This window comes from Kribbella sp. NPDC048915 (genome assembly GCF_040649595.1).
Taxonomy (GTDB): Bacteria; Actinomycetota; Actinomycetes; order Propionibacteriales; family Kribbellaceae; genus Kribbella.
The window spans coordinates 38,808-54,757 of the sequence record NZ_JBEZFT010000009.1 but is presented as its reverse complement, the minus strand read 5'-3'; the positions used below and the strand labels follow the sequence as shown (position 1 = coordinate 54,757).

16 protein-coding genes and 1 pseudogene are annotated in these 15,950 nt (G+C 69.1%); 6 read left to right on the top strand and 11 right to left on the bottom strand.

Features of this window, described 5'->3' with window-relative positions; translation table 11 throughout:
- Window positions 1-39 precede the first annotated feature (39 nt).
- Window positions 40-663: a hypothetical protein gene (locus AB0B82_RS07550; protein ID WP_360163741.1), complete on the top strand. Its 624-nt coding sequence runs from the start codon at window positions 40-42 to the stop codon at window positions 661-663.
- A gap of 42 nt (window positions 664-705) precedes the next feature.
- Here the strand turns inward: AB0B82_RS07550 and AB0B82_RS07545 are convergent, their stop codons facing one another.
- From AB0B82_RS07545 to AB0B82_RS07515, 7 genes and pseudogenes are all read right to left on the bottom strand, one after another.
- Window positions 706-1,305, bottom strand: a complete 600-nt coding sequence (locus AB0B82_RS07545) for a CBS domain-containing protein (protein WP_360163739.1) — start codon at window positions 1,303-1,305, stop codon at window positions 706-708.
- Window positions 1,306-1,661: 356 nt separating this feature from the next.
- Window positions 1,662-1,919 (bottom strand): CBS domain-containing protein, encoded by a 258-nt coding sequence (locus AB0B82_RS07540; RefSeq protein WP_360163737.1) that lies wholly within the window; start codon window positions 1,917-1,919, stop codon window positions 1,662-1,664.
- 115 nt (window positions 1,920-2,034) lie between these two features.
- On the bottom strand, window positions 2,035-2,262 hold the full coding sequence (locus AB0B82_RS07535; protein WP_360163735.1) for an ANTAR domain-containing protein: 228 nt from the start codon (window positions 2,260-2,262) through the stop codon (window positions 2,035-2,037).
- A 40-nt stretch (window positions 2,263-2,302) separates the two neighbouring features.
- Window positions 2,303-2,776: pseudogene (locus tag AB0B82_RS07530) on the bottom strand (GAF domain-containing protein); the annotation flags it as partial.
- Complete coding sequence (locus AB0B82_RS07525) at window positions 2,773-3,705, bottom strand: GAF and ANTAR domain-containing protein (protein WP_360163734.1); 933 nt, start codon at window positions 3,703-3,705, stop codon at window positions 2,773-2,775. The gene AB0B82_RS07525 and the pseudogene AB0B82_RS07530, both read right to left, overlap by 4 nt.
- A gap of 82 nt (window positions 3,706-3,787) precedes the next feature.
- Window positions 3,788-5,659 (bottom strand): CheR family methyltransferase, encoded by a 1,872-nt coding sequence (locus AB0B82_RS07520; protein ID WP_360163732.1) that lies wholly within the window; start codon window positions 5,657-5,659, stop codon window positions 3,788-3,790.
- A complete protein-coding gene (locus AB0B82_RS07515; RefSeq protein ID WP_360163886.1) occupies window positions 5,659-6,222 on the bottom strand; it encodes a chemotaxis protein CheB in 564 nt (187 codons plus the stop codon). Before AB0B82_RS07515 ends, AB0B82_RS07520 begins: the two co-directional genes overlap by 1 nt.
- 36 nt (window positions 6,223-6,258) lie before the next feature.
- Between AB0B82_RS07515 and AB0B82_RS07510 the strand changes: the two genes are divergently transcribed.
- The gene (locus AB0B82_RS07510; protein ID WP_360163884.1) at window positions 6,259-6,948 is read left to right on the top strand and encodes a universal stress protein; all 690 of its coding nucleotides are present in this window, start codon (window positions 6,259-6,261) and stop codon (window positions 6,946-6,948) included.
- Window positions 6,949-6,954: 6 nt separating this feature from the next.
- Here AB0B82_RS07510 and AB0B82_RS07505 read toward each other — a convergent pair whose 3' ends face one another.
- On the bottom strand, window positions 6,955-7,971 hold the full coding sequence (locus AB0B82_RS07505) for a LacI family DNA-binding transcriptional regulator (RefSeq protein WP_360163730.1): 1,017 nt from the start codon (window positions 7,969-7,971) through the stop codon (window positions 6,955-6,957).
- Between the two features lie 107 nt (window positions 7,972-8,078).
- On the opposite strand from AB0B82_RS07505, the gene AB0B82_RS07500 reads away from it, so the two are divergent.
- On the top strand, window positions 8,079-9,380 hold the full coding sequence (locus AB0B82_RS07500; protein WP_360163728.1) for an amidase family protein: 1,302 nt from the start codon (window positions 8,079-8,081) through the stop codon (window positions 9,378-9,380).
- Window positions 9,381-9,427: 47 nt separating this feature from the next.
- On the opposite strand, the gene AB0B82_RS07495 is transcribed toward AB0B82_RS07500, so the two are convergent.
- The gene (locus AB0B82_RS07495) at window positions 9,428-10,894 is read right to left on the bottom strand and encodes a cytosine permease (protein WP_360163726.1); all 1,467 of its coding nucleotides are present in this window, start codon (window positions 10,892-10,894) and stop codon (window positions 9,428-9,430) included.
- Between the two features lie 109 nt (window positions 10,895-11,003).
- Between AB0B82_RS07495 and AB0B82_RS07490 the strand changes: the two genes are divergently transcribed.
- The gene (locus tag AB0B82_RS07490) at window positions 11,004-12,566 is read left to right on the top strand and encodes a helix-turn-helix domain-containing protein (RefSeq protein ID WP_360163724.1); all 1,563 of its coding nucleotides are present in this window, start codon (window positions 11,004-11,006) and stop codon (window positions 12,564-12,566) included.
- A gap of 24 nt (window positions 12,567-12,590) precedes the next feature.
- Here AB0B82_RS07490 and AB0B82_RS07485 read toward each other — a convergent pair whose 3' ends face one another.
- Window positions 12,591-13,190, bottom strand: coding sequence for an urea carboxylase-associated family protein (locus AB0B82_RS07485; protein ID WP_360163722.1), 600 nt, complete (start codon window positions 13,188-13,190; stop codon window positions 12,591-12,593).
- Between the two features lie 170 nt (window positions 13,191-13,360).
- Here AB0B82_RS07485 and AB0B82_RS07480 point away from each other — a divergent pair, with 170 nt between their 5' ends.
- Window positions 13,361-14,488: an NADH:flavin oxidoreductase gene (locus tag AB0B82_RS07480; protein ID WP_360163720.1), complete on the top strand. Its 1,128-nt coding sequence runs from the start codon at window positions 13,361-13,363 to the stop codon at window positions 14,486-14,488.
- On the top strand, window positions 14,485-15,354 hold the full coding sequence (locus tag AB0B82_RS07475) for a polysaccharide deacetylase (protein ID WP_360163718.1): 870 nt from the start codon (window positions 14,485-14,487) through the stop codon (window positions 15,352-15,354). The genes AB0B82_RS07480 and AB0B82_RS07475 overlap by 4 nt, the downstream gene beginning before the upstream one ends.
- 52 nt (window positions 15,355-15,406) lie before the next feature.
- Here AB0B82_RS07475 and AB0B82_RS07470 read toward each other — a convergent pair whose 3' ends face one another.
- Complete coding sequence (locus AB0B82_RS07470) at window positions 15,407-15,901, bottom strand: MarR family winged helix-turn-helix transcriptional regulator (protein ID WP_360163716.1); 495 nt, start codon at window positions 15,899-15,901, stop codon at window positions 15,407-15,409.
- Between the last annotated feature and the right edge of the window lie 49 nt (window positions 15,902-15,950).

Below are 15,950 nucleotides of genomic sequence, written 5' to 3'. Positions count from 1 at the left end.
CCCTGTGCGCCGACCCGCCCACGCGCTATTGCTGGGCGTATGCCTGAATCGGCCTGGTCCCCGTCGATGCCGGCGCTGCGCGGTCCGTGGTTCCGGCTGCATGCGCGCATCGCAATCAGCGTGGCGAGCGCGCTGTACGTCGCCGTCCTGCTGCTGACCGTGTTCGCGGGGTCGCCCGGTGATGCGTACTTTCTGCTGTACGTGTTCCCGATCGCGTTGCTGGCGCTCACGTTCGGGTGTCGCGCGGGTCTGGCCGCCGGGCTGGTGGCGGTTGGTTTGATTGTCGGCTGGGCGGTGGTTCGCAGCGTGTCCTTTACCGCCACGGGCTGGCTGGCCCACGCCGTACCGATGGTCGTGCTGGGCGTGCTGCTCGGGAGAGCGGCCGACCGGATGCGCTCGGCCGAGGCGGCGCGGGTCGAGGTCGAGGCCGCCGCGCTGCTGCATCGGGAAGCCGTCGAGATCAACGATCTGCTGGTGCAGGGCATGGCCGCTGCCCGCTGGTCGTTCCAGGCCGGCCAGATCGACGCCGGTCTGCAGATCCTCGACGAGACGTTGACCCAGGCCCAGGAACTCGTGTCCGAACTCATCCGGCGCGCCGGGACCCGCGGACGCTCGCACTCCGTCGCCGGCATCACCGGCAGCCGAACGGCGAACGAGACCTGAGTACTGCGCGAGCCCGCGATGCCACCTGTGCCGCTGATCGCCTCACCGGGTGCTCGGGTGATTGATGTGTACGCCGATGACGCCGCGGACCGTGCCGCTCAAGACCTCGGCGAGATGCCGTTCGCGGGCATCAGCCGGGCCGGTGACCGTGACGATGCCGTCCTGAACCTCGATGCGCCAGTGCGGTGCTTCGGAGCGCAGCAGTTCGCTCACCTCGGTCTGGATCCGGCGGTCGCGATCGGCGAGCAGATGGATCACGTCGCTGCGGCTGATCATGCCGACCACGCGGTCGTGCTCGACCACCGGAAGGCTCTTCATCATCGTCGACCGCATCAGGTCGAGCGCCGTCTCCAGGTCGTCGCCCGGGCGGACGGTCACGACGAGGTGCGACATCACGTCGACAGCGCGGCGCGGGCGGCCGGGGTTGGGCAGCCGGAGCACGGTGACCGGGACGCGGTCGTCGATCAGGTTCTGGTCCTCCACGACATCGGCCTCGCTGACGATCCCGAGCAGCGTGCCACGCCGGCTGACAACCGGTACTGAGGTGATCTTGGCGTCGTCCAGTAGTTGCAGGACCGAGGAGATGGGAGTCTCCGGACTCACGGTCATTGCCGGTGTCGTCATCAGGTCCTTGATCAGCATCGTTCTCACCTCGTCACACAGCGGGTCGGGCGGGGTCGTACAGCAGGGGCAGACGTGGGCGCTCGACAGCGCCTCGGCGATGCCGGCGGACCAGGTGCGGATCTCCGGCCAGTCCCCATCTTGGTCGCGTACGTGACCAGCACCTTCTTGGACATCTGCAACTCCTTCCCCTCGCCTCCAGGCTGACTCCGGCCGTGCCTGGAGATCAGGGCCTCCGGTCCCGACTTCGGAGGGACCTCCAGCCGGACAGCCGCGAGCGGTCGAGATGTCGCGTCCGTCCAGGGCCGGCAGCGCGAACACGTGACAACCACTGCCCCGGCAACAAGCCAAGCCACAGTCAGCTGAGTCCATGGCGATCAGCCCAGGTCCTCACCACGAGCCGTCCCCGCGGATGCGGCGGCGACGCGTCGGTGGTACGGATCCGCTGTCGTACCGTCCAGGAGTACGGCGATCAGGTCGTCGAGGGCGACCGTGCCGATCAGGCGGTCACCGTGGACCACGGGCAGGACGGTGGTCGCGGTGGACCGCATCAGCTCGACGACCGCGGTGACCTCGTCGTCCGGACCGACCACCACGGGCGGCGTCGTCATCACGTCGCGGATGCGCTGTGCCATGGCTGCGTCCTCTCACTGGGGCTCGACCTCAGCATTGGACGCGCGCGGCCGGCGCGGCAGAGGCTTCGGACCCGTCCTGAGCGGGACGGCAGCCAGCAGCAGGAGGGTACGGCGTTCAGTCCGCGCGGCGGCGTGTTCGCTGGCGATCCGCCGGCAGTTGCAGGGTCCCGTCGACGATGCTGCCGGCGACGTCGGACAGACGGAGTCCGTTGTTGCGGGCGTGCTGCCGCAACAACGTGAACGCATCGCCGAGGTCGAGGCCGAGACGTTCGGCCAGCAGCCCCTTGGCCTGCTCGATGCGCACCCGGCTGTCCAGAGCCGTCTGAAGCTGGTCGGCCCGCACCGCATGGGTGTGCCGAGTGGTGACTTTCCACGCCGAGCGCCGCTGTATCGGCCAGCAGCTGCAACGCCTCCAACTCGTCGTCCGGCAGCCCGCCGGGTGTGTCGAGGAAGACCGCCAGGACACCGATCGTCCGAGTGGGCATCCGCAGCGGGAAGGTGTGCACCGCGCGGACGTCCTGATGGCGAGCGGCGGACGCGAAGCGGGGCCACCGCGAACCGGCGGTGAGCAGATCGTCACAGTCCACGCGGCTCCCGCGGGTGAAGCTGTCCCGGGCGGGACCGCCGCCACGATGGAGTTCCAGTTCCTGAAGTTGCCGTGCCTCGTCGGAGGAGGCTGCGGCGACGTCGAGCGCCCCTTGCCGGTCCGCGACCACCAGCGCGGAAGCGCTGACGCGGGGCCGTTCGACGCAGCGCCGGGCGAGCCAGTCGAGGGTTCCGGCCAGGTCTGCGTCCGTCACGAACCTCGCAACCAGGCCGGCCGCCACGCCGAAGGCCGCCTGCTGGGCTTCGTTCATGGTGTGCTTTCCCCCTGCCCTCGGTCGAGTCGTAACTGCTTGTCGATGATCGACCGCGCCACGTCGGTCACGTGCCGGTTCTGAGCGAAAGAGTGGGCCCGGATCAGCAGCAGAGCGTTGTCGACACTGCACTCGCACTGAGCAGCCACCATGCCGGCGGCCTGATGGACGACGAGCCAGCGGTTGGCGGAGTCGAGGATGTCCGGCGTCCCCGCCGACGGTGCACTCTCGTCGAGGAGTCCGGTGACGCACTCGTCGGTCAGCAGCATCGTGTGAGTGACGGCGTCGGCGAGCACCTCGAGCTTCGCGGTGAGTGGCTTGGGTCGCGCGGTGCCGGACGGATCGAAGACGGTCAGCGCGCCGACCCGATGCTCCGACGGTCCGAGCGGCACGACCGCCAGCGACCGCACGCCGAGAGCGGCGATCGCGGGGGAGTAGTGCTGCCACCGGTCCATCAAGGTCTCCGGCGCCACGACCATCGGCCGGGCGGTCGCTGCAGCGTCGTGCACCGGCCCTTCGCCCAGCGTGAGCTCCAGGTCCTGCGCGGCCGCTGCGACGGTGTCGGACGAGATGACCGCGGCCTCCGACTGTCGCGAGTTGAGCAGGGTGATGCCAGCGCTCCGGGCGTTCACCATCTCCGCGACCGACGTGATCAGTCGGGGACGTTCGGCCTCGTCACCGTCGGTGGTCATCCACCGCCCGAGCCGCCGCGCATGCATTTCGTGCAGCTTCGCGGCGGTGAGGTGCCGCTCTTCACTGACCCGATGGATCCGGGCGAGCCGCTCGTGGACGGCTCGCATCCCTTCCGGACCGGTCGTCATCAGCGCCTCGTGCCGGCGGGCGATCGTCGCGGCACGGCCTGCTCGGGAATGCTCGATGTCGGCTTGCTCCCGAGCGGACCTGATCCACACGGGCAGCCCACTCGTCACAGCTGGATAGTAGCCCGATCGCCGTCGAGGCGGCATCGTCCGCCGCGGATACCGTACTCAACTACCACGCGAAAACCTGAGGCTAGCCTTCGTCCGCCCTCCCCGGCATGTCCTCCATCAGCAGGACCACACCGCCGCCCTGGCTGTCCAGCGGGGAGCAGGTCACTGAGCATCTGATCGTCCGGCCTCTGCGATTCACCGCGGTCAACTCGACCGGATCCGTCTTGCGGCGAGTCGACAGGCAGCGCTGAACCACGTCGACGAGCGCGTCGGTCGGCAGCCCGAAGTCGAGCTTGAAGAACGACTGCCGCTGGACCTCGTCCTGGCGCAATCCCCAGAGCTCCTCGGCGCCGCGATTCCAGCTGCGCACCTTGAGATCGCTGTCGAGCACCACCACACCGGCGGCGATGCTGGCCAGGACACCCTCGAGGAAGGTTCGGGCCTCGTCCAACTCGGTACTGCGGATCCGGATCTCCTCGTTCATCGTCTCGAGCTCTTCGTTGCCCGACTGGAGTTCCTCGTTGGTGGTTTCGAGTTCTTCGTTGGTGGACTGGAGCTCTTCGTTGGTGGTCTCCAGTTCCTCGATGCTGGACTGGAGTTCCTCGTTGGTGGTTTCGAGTTCTTCGTTGGTTGACTGCAGTTCCTCGTAGGCGGTTTCCAGGTCCTCACGATTCCGCTTGACCTCGAGTTGCAGCCGGGTCAGCGCGGTCACGTCGACGAAGGTCACCGACGACCCGATCAGCACGCCGTCGTCGGCGGTGAGCGGCTGGACGATGATGTCGAGATACTGCAGGTCGTTCGCGGACAGTCGGCGTTCGACGGCGTTCACCCGGACCGTACGGCGTTCGGTGTGCGCCTGCTCGATGAGTGAGCGCAGCTCGGTCGGACGGTACGACACTTCGAGATCCCGCAACGGCCGGCCGACATCCTGCGAGGTCAGGCCGAACTGTGCCCGGGCCTGACTGCTCAGCTGCGTCACGATGCCGTCCAGGTCCACCGCGATCATCGCGTTCGGCGCGGTCTCCACGACCAGGTCACGCAGCTGCCGTTTGCGCGCCGCGTCGCGGAGCTCGCCACCGGTGCCCGACTCCAGCTTCAGCGGCATCGCCGAATGCGGGATCTCGGCGCGGCCCGCCTTCCGGCGGAAGATGCGCTGGCGCATGCTGACGATGTCGAACCGCTCGCCGTCGGACAGCAGCATCTCGGCCTTGCCGAGGAACAGGTATCCGTGCGGGCGGAGCGCGAAATGGAACCGATCGATGATCTGCGACTGCGCCTCGACGTTGAAGTACATCAAGGTGTTGCGGCAGACCAGCAGATGCAACCGGGAGATCGGGGCGTCCCGGGTGATGTCGTGCCGGTCGAAGATCACCCGCCGGCGCAGATCCGGCCGGAAGACGAACCGGGAGCCGTTCTGGTCGAAGTACAGGTTGCGAACCTCGTCCGGAAGCACCTCGAGGGACTTCGCCGAGTACGCGCCGGACCGCGCCTGGCGCAGCGCCTCCTCGTCCACGTCGGTGCCGTAGATCTTCACCCGGCGGGCGCACTCGTCGATGCCGAGGGCCTGGGCGAACATGATCGCGAGCGAGTACGCCTCCTCACCGCTGGAGCACCCGGCGCTCCAGACCCGGATCTCCTCCTCGGAGTCGATCCCGCTGAGCAGCTCGGGAAGGATCTCCTGCTGCAGATAGGTCCAGCTGTCGATGTCGCGGAAGAAGCTGGTGACGTTGATGAGAATCGTGTTGAACAACAGGCCGAACTCGTCGGAGCTGATCTCCAGCAGGTCGCGGTAGTCGCGGTAGTCGGACAGACCCACCTCCTGCATCCGCTTGCGGATCCGGCGGGCCAGCGACGACCGCTTGTAACCGGTGAAGTCGAATCCGCGCGCGTCCCGGATAAAGGTGAGCAGCTCTTCCAGACTGGGGTCCGGATGCTCGCGGGTGTCGTCGGCCATCACGCTCTCCTTGTGGCGACCAGGCCGACGAGCACGTCGGCGATCTCGTCGAGCGGCAGCACGAAGTCGACCGATCCGGTACCCACAGCCGCGTCGGGCATGCCCCGGAACTCCGCCGACTCCGGATCTTCGGCGATCACCGTTCCTCCTCGTGATCTGATCGCGCTCGCTCCCATCGCTCCGTCACTTCCGGCCCCGGTCAGTACGCAGGCGATCGCGCGCGCACCGTACGCACCGGCGACCGACTCGAACAGCAGGTCGGCCGAAGGACGCACGAAGTGCACCAGTTCGCTAGTGGTCAGGGTGAGCTCCCCGCCGCTGCCGACCAGCAGGTGCCGGTCCGGGGGAGCGATATACACAGTGCCGGGCTGCGCCTGCTCGCCGGGTTGGGCCAACTGGACCGGCATCAGGCTCCGGCGGCCGAGCACATCAGCGATCACGGTCTCGTGGCGCGGGTCGAGATGCTGGACGACCACGATCGGTACCGGGAAGCTTGAGGGGAGCGCACCCAGGAGTTGGCTCAGCGCCCGGATGCCTCCCGCAGAGGAGGCGACGGCGACGATGTCGAACCGCTCGCGCTGCTCCGCTGCAAGGGGACTGTGCAGGATCTGTCATGGATATCTGCGGCGACTGAGGAACACTCACCTGAGCGTAGCGGATCAACGGCGCGACGGTACGTCGCTGTCCCCTCGGGAATCCGGCCGTCGTACCCGTCGGGCAGTGACCCATGGACCTTTGGGCCGGCGGCGAGAGGAGTTGGGCCCTGTGTCGGCCGCCTTGCACCGGGCTGCGATCTGCCCGGCGCCGATGCCGCGGCCAGGCGGCTGGTCGGGCAGGTCTGTGACTACCTGGATCGTCACGACCGGGCCGGGATCGAACGGGTCGACTGCTGTGATGCGACCGTCGACTTCGCCGTCCGATTCGCCGCCGAACGCGGAGCGCCGGTCCGGCTGGTGCACAGCTGGGACGTCTCCCGAGTCTTCACGGGCGACGCGGCCGTGGACACCGTCGAGATCGCTCTGCGCTACTACGGCCGCCGCTTGGACGCCATCCTCGACAACTGCCGGGGTCGGCACCCCGACACCACTTTCGAAACCGAACTCCGCCGCGGCCACCCGGTCTCCGGACTCATCGAAGCAGCCGACGCGGCCGACGCCCAACTGCTGGTCGTCGGCGGCCGCGCCCACGGCCGCGTCCTGTCGACCCTTCTCGGCGGAACCGCCCGCGGCATCCTTCAGCACGCCACCCGGCCCGTCGCCATCGTTCACCACCGCGCGAGGCTGGACTGAGGCTCATCAGCGCGGTCGTGTTGTGGCGCGGGGGATGAGGGTTGGAGTGAAGGTGACCGTCGGGTGGGGTTTGTTGGTGAGGTGGTGTTCGAGGAGGGTGAAGGCGGCGCGGCCGATGTCCAGGACGGGGGAGCGGACGGTGGACAGGGGTATCGGGAGACTGTCGGCGAGCGGCGTGTCGTTGTAGCCGACCACGCCGATGTCGTCCGGGACATGGAGTCCGCGCTCGCGGAGAGCGCCGAGCGCGCCGATCGCCGCGAAGTCGTTGGTCGCGAACACGGCGTCGGGCGCCGGGCCGCGGGCGAGCAGTTCGGCGACGCCCGTACGTCCGGCGTCGGCGTCGAAGCCGGTGCGTACGACGCGATCGTCGGAAAGGTTCAGGCCACCGGCTCGCAGCGCCGCGCGGAACCCGTCGACTCGGTCGTTCGCGGTGGAGGCGTACTCGGGTCCTGCGATGACCGCCGGATCCCGGTAGCCGAGCTGCATCAGATGCTCGGCCACGAGTCGCCCGCCGTGGACCTCGTCGGCGTACGCGCCCACGCGATCACCGGACCTCCGCAGCGCCAGCACGTACGGCACCGCGCGCTCGTCGAGCATCTGCAGCAGCGGATCGTCTGTCCGGGCGTCACACAGAACCAGCCCGTCGACGCGCCGGCTCAGGAGTTGTTCGACACGGGCCTGGCGTTGCGCGTCGTCGTCGAGCGAGTTCGTCACGAAGGCGGCGTACCCGAGCTCAGCGCCCGCTTGGTCGATCCCCTCGAAGATCGTCGCGAGCACGAAGTCCTGCAGCCGCGGCACGACGACGCCGACGAGCTGTGACCGTGCCGTGCGCAGGCTCGCGGCGTGCGGGTTCCGGCGGTAGCCGAGTTCCTCGGCGGTGCGGAGGATCCGCTCGACGGTCTCCGGCCCGGCCCAGCGGGCGCGGTCGCCGGGGCCGCTGTTCAGCACCCGCGACACCGTCGACACGTCGACACCCGCGGTCGCGGCCACCGTCCGCAGCGTCGGCGCCTGCTGCCTCGTCATCGGATCGTCTCCCTCGCCCAGGCTGGACCGTTGACGCTATCCAATCGTTTGCGTACCGTCCTGACAACACGCTACCCAAACGTTTGGGTCCGTCGAAAGGAGTCCTCATGCCCGAGCCGGGTTCGGCGACTGATGCTGCTGTGGTGGACGGGACGCTGGTGGCGGCGCGGAGGGCGCGCGGTGTCTTTGTTCAGGTGACGGGGGCGCGGGCTGTTCGTGATGTGGAGGCCGCGCGGGGTGGGCCGTTGGCCGGCGTGCCGTACGCGGTGAAGGATGTGTTCGACGTCGCCGGTACCCGGACGACCGGTGCCTCGCGGTACTTCGAGGACCGTCCGCCGGCGACTCAGGACGCGGAGGCGGTACGACGGCTCGCGGCGGCCGGCGGGATCTGCATCGGGAAGACGACGCTGAGCGAACTCGCCTACTCCGGCCTGGGCGTGAACGACCGCTTCGGAACACCGACCGTACGCCGGCACCCCGTCGGCCAGTCGGTCGACGACGGTGTTGAGTGCATTGTGGGCGGGTCGTCGTCGGGGTCGGCGGCGGCTGTGTGGGCGGGCATCGTGCCGATTGCGCTGGGGAGTGATACGTCAGGGTCGGCGCGGATTCCGGCTGCCTGGACGGGGATTTTCGGGTTCCGGCCGAGCCTCGGGCGGTATCCGGACGACGGAATGTTGCCGTTGGCACCCACTCTTGACACGGTCGGCGTGCTCGCTGCCGATGCCGAGATGCTGCGCCTCGCCGACGCAGTGCTCTCCGGATCCACACCGCCCACGAACGACGCCAACAGCCATGCAGAAACACTACGTACGCCAACGTTCCTGCTGCCGCACGACGAGTACCTCGACGGCTGCGACCCCGCCGTCCTCGAGCGCTTCCACACAACAGTCGAACGGCTGCAGTCGGACGGCGTCCGCTGCGAACGCCGTCGGCTCGAAGCACTGGACACAACACGTGCGATCCACGCACAACACCTGGCGATCGTCGAGGACGAGGCGCTGGCAGCGTACGGGCAACAGCTCGACCGCGACCCTGATGTGTTCGGCGCCCCGGTCCGCCGGCGGCTGGAGCGTGCGCGTCGCAGGGCGCAGGATCGGTCGGCAACTCCGCTACGCCAGGCGATGCCGGCTTTGCGCGCGCAGTACCGCAAGGAACTCGGTGATGCGATCCTCATCAGCCCACCGGTCGAGATCGACGCGCCGACCCTGTCCGAGGTTCGCTCCGGACCCGAGACGGAGGACGCACTCAACGCCAGAGCGCTCCGGCTCACCATGGCCCTCAGCTACCTCGACAGCCCCAGCGCCGTCCTGCCCGCCGGCGGCACACCACTCCAGCTCTCCGGCCCGTCCGGCGCCGACCGCGAGGTCCTCACCGCGCTGGCTCAGCTCACCAACCTCGGCAAAAACTGAAAGGGGTCTGGAAGCAACGCGCTCCCAGACCCCACAGTGCACAACGCCTACGGATGGTCCAAGCTGAGACGCGGCCCGGCAGCGACGACCCGGCGCGATGTCAGGTAATACATGCCGCCGGCAACCACCGAGCCGGACAGCCAGGAGAAGTCGGTGTTGTTCATCGCGACCGCGATCGGGCCCTGCATGATCGGCACGAGCCCGTACTGCCAGCTCCACCCCGCGATCAACCCGAGCCCGAGACTGATCAGCGCCCGCGCGTTCCACTGCCCGTACGGCGACTGCGCGGCGCGGGCGTACAACCCGGGGATGTCGAGCCGGCCGCGGCGCAGGATCAGGTAGTCGACCGCGACGATCGCGCTCCACGGACTGATCCAGACCAGGATCGACACCATCCAGTTGTCGAAAGCGTGCCCGAAGCTGTCGGCGCGGACGAAGAGCACCAGGACCGCCGAGGCGACCGTTCCGGCGCACAGCGTGAGCTTCCAGCGCGCGACCTTGATACCGATCGACAGCGCGGCCAGGGAACAGGAGTACAGGTTCAGGATGTTCGTCGCGACCGGCCCGTGCATGATCAGCAGCAACACCGGCACGGCCATCACGCCGAACGCGTTGATCACCAGCGACGACGGATCACTTCCGGTGCCCGCACTGGCCAGGCAGGCACCCAACGCGGCCAGCCACACCGTGGGGATGTACATGCCCAGCGCTGCCGCCCAGAACACCTTGCGGCTTGGGACGTCCGGGCGGACGAAGCGGCTGTAGTCGGCCGAGTACGGCAGCCAGCTGATGCCCCAGCCGACACCGATCGCGGTCATCAGCTGCGTCATCGCGGTGAACTTCTCGGCGGGCGACTCCGCGCTGGCCGCTGTCCACTGCAGGTCGGCCTTGCTCAGCGCCAGCACCGTCATCGCGGCCATCACCAAGACGGTGAGCGGGACGGTCCACTTCTCGAAGGTGCGGATCGCGTAGAACCCGTACAGCGCGAGGCTGAGCTGACACAGCATGATCACCGCGGCGACCAGGTACTCCAGCCCGATCCCGCCGGTGATCCCGAGCTTGGCGAGGATCGCGAGTACCAGGTCGAGCACGACCCAGGTGTTCACGCCGACCCAGGCCATCGTCAGCAGGCACTGGACCACGCCGGGCACGACGGCGCCGCGCCGGCCGAAGGGTGCGCGGCCGAGCACCATCTGGTTGACCGCCGTGCGGTGCCCGATGACGTTCAGCAGCCCGAACAGGGCACAGCCGAGGACATTGCCGATGGCAACGACAAGCAGTGTCTCGAGCAGGCTCAGGCCGAGGGTGATGCCGAGCGCGCCGAGCACCCAGTTGATCGGTGCGAGGTTGGCGCCGGCCCAGATCCAGAACTGTTCGCGGGGACTGGAGTCCCGGGCCTCCGGCGGGATCGGCGCGACGCCGTGCGCGTCGAACGGGACTGCCTCGGACGGTGCCTTCGCGGGGGTCTTGGACGCGGCCTCGGACGATGCCTTGGACGGTGCCGGTGTGGTCATGATGCGGCCTCCCAGGGGAACGAGTTGGCTCAGAAAACCAGCCGGCACCTCCGGGAGGCAGTAGGTAGATCTCTAGTGATTTCCGGTCTCACTGGATATCTTCACAGCTATGTTGAGTCTGGCAGCTCTGCTCGGCAACCCTTCGCTCGAGCTCCGTCTCCTGGTCCCGGGACCGGACGGTGTGCTCGAGCGCGAGGCGTTGTGGGTGCACAACACCGAGTTGCCGGACCCCTCGCCGTACGTGCGAGCGGGTGAGATCGTGCTGACCAACGGGCTGTGGCTGCACGAAACGACCGCGGCGGCGTTCGCGGCGAGTGTGCGCCGGGTCGGTGCCGCGGGCATCGTGTTCGGGTTGCGCAAGGAGACCCCGGCCACGCCGCCGGAGCTGATCGACGCCTGCGAGCGCGAAGGGCTGCCGCTGCTGGAGATCTCGATCGAGGTGCCGTTCACCGCCGTCACCGAGGCGGCGTCCGCGATCCATGCCGATCAACGTCGTGACGCGCTGGTCGGCATGGTGCGCCGCGGCGACGCGCTGGCGTCGGCGATCTCCCACGGCGCGGGCGCGTCCGGCGTACTGGCGGTGCTGCGGCGGGAGCACGACCTGCCGCTGGCTGTGGTCGACCGGATGGCGCGACCGCTGGCCGCGGCCGGAGTCGAGCTGACGCCGCAGCAGCGCCGGATCGTCGCTGACGGGCTGGCCCGGCACCCACCGCCTCTCGAAGTGGATCTCGGTGGCGAGCACGGGCGAGCCACGATCTTCCTGGTCGGCGCGGTCGGGGACACCGACGCGGCGTTGGTCTGTTTGCGGCCGGTGAGCGGGTTGAACCGGGCGGAGCAGGATGCGCTCGATCAGGCGGCGCGCTTCCTCAGCCTGGAAGTGGCCAAACAGCAGGCGATCCAGGCGATCGAGCTGCGGTTCGCCAGCGAGTTGCTCGACATGATCCTGTCCGGGGCGCAGCGAGCGGCGGAGGTTCCGGACCGGCTCCGGGCCTTCGGCGTCGATCCGTCGGGGGAGCTGGTCGTGCTCACCGTGGCCTTCGCCGACGGGCCGGACTCGACGTTGCCCGGGTTGACCGAGACAGTCACCGAGTTCTTCCTCCGGCAGAGCCTCGCAGTGGTCGTCGCGGGCGGTAGCCAGGACGTCGTCGCCGTACTGCAGCGTCCGCGGCAAGACGTTGCGCGGTTGGCGGACGCGTTGTGTACGGCGGTACGCAAGCGGTTCCCCGAGCGTTCCCCGGTGATCGGGTACGGCGATGTCGCGGCGTCGGCGGGGGAACTACGCAGGCCCTTGGTGCAGTCGCGCGAGGCCTGCCAGGTGCTGCGGCGCCGGGGGACCACAGCCGTGGCCTCGTTCCGGCAGTTGGGTACGCATCGGTTGCTGCTGGGTCTGCAGGACTCGGGCACGCTGCAAGGGTTCGCCGACGGCATGCTCGGGCCGCTACGGGACTACGACGGTCTGCGCGCGGCCGACCTGGAGACGACGCTGCGGACCTTCCTGGCACAGGACGGCCAGTTCGGTGCGACAGCGGAGGCGCTCCACGTGCACGTGAACACGCTACGGAACCGGCTCGCGAAGATCACCGAGCTGACCGGACGCGACGTCGCCCGCACCGAGGACCGGGTCGACCTCTACCTGGCCCTCGAAGCGGACGACATGGCCCGGTCTCGTTGACGATCCCGCTCAGCGCTGGATCGCTCAGTGCAGCACGTCGATGGCGAGGTCGGTGGGTCCGCTGCCGTTGATGACGTTCAGGTCCTGGGGGCAGGCCGAGACCACGACGACGCAATCGAGTTCGGCACGGAAGGTGATCGCGTCGCCCGGCTTCGTTGTCGCGGGCAACCAGTCCAGCACGTCGCCGGCCACGACCGGTACCTGCATGAAGAGGTTCACCGGCTGCGGTACGACGTCCACGTCGCGCTCGAGCGCCGTCCGCAGATTGCCGGCACACGACGGGTGATCCGGTGCGCCGAGCGCGGCGTACCGGGCGTCGTCGCAGGCGGCGATGAGCAGATCGTGGCGCCCCGGCGAGGTGTCCTCCACCAGGGTCAGGATCGGCCGTCGCCGGTCGGTCACGAAGGACTCGCCGATCGCCGGGAACAGCCGGCTGACGGCGGTCCGGGTGTGCGAGGCGCTCAGATGTTCACCCGTCAGACCTGCCGCCCCGGCGACGTACGCGAAGAGGTCGCCGACCTGCTGGCCGGCCAGATCGACGACCCGCACCAGGCTGCCGCGCTCGATCGGAACGGCACGCCCGGTCCGCGCGGGGACGAGAGTGCGGACTGCGGTCTGTGTCACGAGGTGTCCTCCTGAAGGCGAAGCGGTGGCTGCTGTCCGGCCGGCGGCCCGGGAACTCGAGCCAACCAGGTTTCGCCGGGTCGTGCAGTGGAGGATCCTCTAGCGGCGCGATCGTCTGCTGTAGATGGGTCCATGGCTCAGCCGGCTGCAGACATGGTGCAGTGAGGTCTATGGAGCTGACAACGACTCGTGTGCACCCTGCCCTGGAACCCGCCCGGATCGGGGGCCTCGACCTCGCGAACCGCCTCGCCGTGGCGCCGATGACTCGAGTGTCGGCCACACCCGACGGCGTACCGACCGCGGAGATGGCCGACTACTACGGTGACTTCGCGGCCGGTGGTTTCGGGCTGGTGATCACCGAAGGGACCTACCCGGACGCCGCCTACAGCCAGGGCTACTTCAACCAGCCCGGCCTGAGTACGGCGGCGCAGGCCGAGGGCTGGCGCGCCGCGACCGACCGGGTGCACGCGGCCGGCGGGCGAATCGTCGCTCAGCTGATGCACGCCGGCGCGCTCTCGCAGGGCAACCCGCACCGCGCCGAACTGGCCGGTCCGTCAGCCGTGCAGCCGCTGGGGCAGATGATGCCCGAGTACGGCGGCAGCGGCCCGTGGCCGGTGCCGCGCGAGCTGACGGTCGATGAACTCCGCGAGATCATCGACGGTTTCGCGGCCGCGGCGGTCCGCGCTGCCGAGGCAGGCTTCGACGGCGTTGAGATCCACGCCGCCAACGGATACCTGCTCGACCAGTTCCTCACGGTCTACACCAACCAGCGCACCGACCGGTACGGCGGACCGGTGGCGAACCGGATCCGGCTGACCGCCGAGGTCGCGGACGCGGTGGTCGCCGCCACGCCGCGGGACTTCGTCGTCGGCGTCCGGCTGTCGCAGACGAAGGTGAACGACTTCGAGTATCGCTGGCCGGGCGGCGCGTACGACGCCGAGGCCATCTTCTCGGCCCTCGCCGAAACCGGCGTCGACTACCTGCACATCGCGAGCGAAGGCCGCAACTGGCTGGACACCGCGCGGCTGCCGGGCGGGCAGACCATCACCGGTCTGGCGCGCCGGGTCAGCGGGCTGCCGGTGATCGCCAACGGCGGCATGCACGACCCCGAGCAGGCCGACCGTGTGCTGACCGACGGCCACGCCGACCTGCTGTCGGTCGGTCACGGTGCGCTGGCGAACCCGGACCTGCCGCGCCGGCTGGCCGACGGCCGGACCCTGGACGCCTTCGACCGGGCAATGCTGCAGCCGTCGGTCACCCTCGCCAACGCGAAGCAGTGGCAGACTGGACGGTCATGACGGACGCGACATGGCACGGGGGAGCGGCGGCCGTCGCGACGCTGACCTTCGACGTCGACGCCGAGACCCCGATCCTCGCGGCCGGGCGCCGGTACGCCGACCACCTGATGACGATGTCGCACCAGGCGTACGGTCCGGACGTCGGCGTCCCGCGCATCCTCGAGCTGCTGGACGAGCTCGGCGTACCGGCGACGTTCTTCGTGCCGGGGTGGGTGGCCGAGCAGCGACCGGGGCTGGCAGCAACGATCGTCGAGCGCGGTCACGAGGTCGCGCACCACTCGTACAGTCATCGCGCACCGACCAGCCTGACGGCAGCCGAGCAGCGCGCCGACTTCGAGCGCGCCCTGGAGGTGTTCGATGCCCAGGGCATCGAGATCACGGGTCACCGGGCGGCGCTGTGGGAGGCCACGACCACCACACTCGAGCTGATCGCCGAGTACGGCCTGACCTACGACTCGTCGCTGATGGGCGACGACCGGCCGTACGTCCTCGGGATCGGCGACCGGCCGGTGGTGGAGCTTCCGGTGCACTGGTCGCTCGACGACTGGGAGCAATACGCGTTCCTGCCGGAACCGCACGTCGGGTCCGCGATCGAGTCCCCGCGCAAGGTACTGGAGCTGTGGCAGGCCGAACTCGACGCGATGCGTCACTATCGGTGCCTGTTCAACCTGTGCCTGCACCCGTTCCTGTCCGGTCGGCCGAGCCGGCTGATGGCAGTACGCGAACTCCTCGAGACCGCGCAGTCAGACGGCGACGTCCACTTCACCCGCTGCCGCGACCTGGCCGCCGCCGCCCACGCCGACCCCACGCTCGCGCCCCGCAACCCGCCCGCGGTGACCGCAGACCCGACCATCTACCCCGTCTGACCGGCGAGCAGACCGGACTGCCGCCGGAGGTGTGAGATCTGTCCAGGTCGGGCTAGTCATCGGCTTTGAGTTGGGCCAGGACCTGGTTGAGTGAGTCGAGGAGTGTGCGGAGGTCGGCGGGGGACAGGGGACTGAACCATGAAGTAACGGCGTCCGCGTCGCTGGTGTCCCGGGTGGACCAGTAGGCGCGGCTTCGCGGCGTGGTGACGATGCGGGTGGTGCGGGCGTCGTCGGGGTCGGGAACCAGTTCGAGGAACCCTTTGCGTTCCAGGGCTGAGGCGATCTGCTTCAGGTTCTGCCGGGAGCAGGCGAGCGCGGCTGCGGCGTCGGACAAGGACGGCGAGCCCGCTGCGTCGACGACGGTGATCAGGGCGGCCTGCTGAGTCGTCAGCCCGTCCTCGCGGAGCCGTTTGTCCATCGCGGCGCGCAACTGCGCGGCCACCGAGAGCGTCGTACGGAACGCCTCGATCGCCAGCTGCGCATGCTCGGAAAGCTCGGCGGTCTGGTCGGGCCGAAGGCGGAGCGGGTTGGGGTCCGTCGTTGACATGCGCAATATATTACCTTTAATGTCGACGGGAGGGCACCTGAGGGGGATT

What these genes read in the sequence shown, in the direction of transcription:
- AB0B82_RS07550 (WP_360163741.1), top strand. Translation starts at nt 40, where the DNA reads ATGCCTGAATCGGCCTGGTCCCCGTCGATGCCGGCGCTGCGCGGTCCG.
- AB0B82_RS07545 (WP_360163739.1), bottom strand. Translation starts at nt 1,305, where the DNA reads ATGCTGATCAAGGACCTGATGACGACACCGGCAATGACCGTGAGTCCG.
- AB0B82_RS07540 (WP_360163737.1), bottom strand. Translation starts at nt 1,919, where the DNA reads ATGGCACAGCGCATCCGCGACGTGATGACGACGCCGCCCGTGGTGGTC.
- AB0B82_RS07520 (WP_360163732.1), bottom strand. Translation starts at nt 5,659, where the DNA reads ATGGCCGACGACACCCGCGAGCATCCGGACCCCAGTCTGGAAGAGCTG.
- AB0B82_RS07505 (WP_360163730.1), bottom strand. Translation starts at nt 7,971, where the DNA reads ATGACGAGGCAGCAGGCGCCGACGCTGCGGACGGTGGCCGCGACCGCG.
- AB0B82_RS07500 (WP_360163728.1), top strand. Translation starts at nt 8,079, where the DNA reads ATGCCCGAGCCGGGTTCGGCGACTGATGCTGCTGTGGTGGACGGGACG.
- AB0B82_RS07495 (WP_360163726.1), bottom strand. Translation starts at nt 10,894, where the DNA reads ATGACCACACCGGCACCGTCCAAGGCATCGTCCGAGGCCGCGTCCAAG.
- AB0B82_RS07490 (WP_360163724.1), top strand. Translation starts at nt 11,004, where the DNA reads ATGTTGAGTCTGGCAGCTCTGCTCGGCAACCCTTCGCTCGAGCTCCGT.
- AB0B82_RS07480 (WP_360163720.1), top strand. Translation starts at nt 13,361, where the DNA reads ATGGAGCTGACAACGACTCGTGTGCACCCTGCCCTGGAACCCGCCCGG.
- AB0B82_RS07475 (WP_360163718.1), top strand. Translation starts at nt 14,485, where the DNA reads ATGACGGACGCGACATGGCACGGGGGAGCGGCGGCCGTCGCGACGCTG.
- AB0B82_RS07470 (WP_360163716.1), bottom strand. Translation starts at nt 15,901, where the DNA reads ATGTCAACGACGGACCCCAACCCGCTCCGCCTTCGGCCCGACCAGACC.